The sequence below is a fragment of the Salipiger sp. genome (assembly GCF_059781815.1).
Window position 1 is genome coordinate 1 of the sequence record NZ_JBYNAH010000420.1, and the last position, 1627, is coordinate 1627.

2 protein-coding genes and 1 pseudogene are annotated in these 1627 nt (G+C 59.8%); all 3 read right to left on the reverse strand.

Features of this window, described 5'->3' with window-relative positions; translation table 11 throughout:
• Positions 1 to 478, reverse strand: a pseudogene (locus AC6RA4_RS25435) (DNA-directed RNA polymerase subunit beta); the annotation flags it as partial.
• A 259-nt stretch (positions 479 to 737) separates the two neighbouring features.
• Entirely contained in the window at positions 738 to 1118 is a 381-nt protein-coding gene (gene rplL, locus AC6RA4_RS25440; protein ID WP_076696776.1) for a 50S ribosomal protein L7/L12, read from the reverse strand.
• A 74-nt stretch (positions 1119 to 1192) separates the two neighbouring features.
• On the reverse strand, positions 1193 to 1627 hold a 435-nt coding region (gene rplJ, locus AC6RA4_RS25445; RefSeq protein ID WP_500165106.1), incomplete at its 5' end, for a 50S ribosomal protein L10.

Consider the following 1627-nt stretch of genomic DNA (forward strand, 5'->3'; position numbering starts at 1 on the left):
CCGGCGAACGGTGCATCTGAGACACGATCACGCGCTCGGTGCCGTTCACGATGAACGTGCCGTTCGGCGTCATGAGCGGCATGTCGCCCATGAACACGTCCTGTTCCTTGATGTCCTTCACCGACTTGGCGCCGGTGTCCTCGTCGATATCGAACACGATCAGGCGCAGGGTGACCTTCAGCGGGGCGCTGTAGGTCATGTCGCGCTGCATGCACTCCTCGACGTCGTATTTCGGCTTTTCAAGCTCGTAGCTGACGAACTCGAGAACCGCGGTCTCGTTGAAGTCCTTGATCGGGAAAACCGACTGGAACACGCCTTTGATCCCCTCGCCGTCGGTCGGCTGGGGCTGGTCACCGGATTTCAGGAAGAGTTCGTAGGAGCTTTTCTGAACCTCGATGAGGTTCGGCATCTCCAGAACCTCACGAATTTTACCGAAATATTTGCGAAGACGTTTCTGGCCAAGGAAACTTTGCGCCATGAGGTTTGTCACCTTTTCAGCTTCTCACCGGTCGCGCGCGCTGTCGGGCACCAGCGGCACGTCCATCCGAGACGACGGTTCTGATCCATTCCTGGCCCCTGTCCCACCAAGGGCCTCCCGATCGGTGAACTCGTCTGAGAAAAGCCCCTCCCCCGCACGCCGGCAAGGGGCCTCTCTGAGACGGGTTCGGCTGGGCCCGGGGAACCCCGGACCCAGCCTGAAGTTGCGATCACAAGAGGTGCGGATGCACCATGCGTGATTACTTGAGCTCGATTTCGGCGCCTGCTTCTTCGAGCTTCTTCTTGATTTCTTCGGCTTCGTCCTTGGACACGCCCTCTTTGACAGCCTTGCCGCCGGCTTCCACCAGCTCTTTGGCTTCCTTGAGGCCGAGGCCGGTGATGCCGCGGACTTCCTTGATCACGTTGATCTTCTTGTCGCCAGCCGACTTGAGGATCACGTCGAACTCGGTCTTTTCCTCTTCTGCAGCAGCTTCGCCGCCAGCAGCCGGACCAGCCATCATGACAGCGCCGCCAGCTGCGGGCTCGATGCCGTACTCGTCCTTGAGGATGGTTTTCAGTTCTTGTGCTTCGAGCAGGGTCAGACCGACGATTTGCTCTGCAAGTGCTTTAAGATCAGCCATTTTGCCTTTTCCGTATCTTTAGATGTGTTCCAACGTGCGGGTGTTCAACCCCACGGGTGTCTCGTGACTGCGCGTTACGCCGCCTCGGCCTTTTCCTCGATGGTGGAAAGGATCGAAGCGATGTTCGAAGCAGGTGCGCCAATGGCGCCGGCGATGTTCGAAGCGGGCGCGCCGATGCAGCCGACGATGGAAGCGATGAGCTCCTCGCGCGACGGCATTTTCGACACGGCCTCGACACCGGCCCGGTCCAGAGCCGCTCCACCCATTGCGCCGCCAAGAATTTCAAACTTCTTGTTGTCCTTGGCGAAGTCCTCGACCACCTTGGCTGCCGCCACGGGATCTTCGGAATAGGTGAGAACGGTCATGCCTTCCAGAAGACCCGAGATGCTTTCGCATTCGGTGCCCTGGAGGGCGATCTTGGCGAGCCTGTTCTTGGCGACGCGGACCGCCGTATCGGCCGCGCGTGCGCGCGCCCGAAGATCCGTCATCTCGGCAACCGTGAGACCCTC

What these genes read in the sequence shown, in the direction of transcription:
- rplL (WP_076696776.1), bottom strand. Translation starts at nt 1,118, where the DNA reads ATGGCTGATCTTAAAGCACTTGCAGAGCAAATCGTCGGTCTGACCCTG.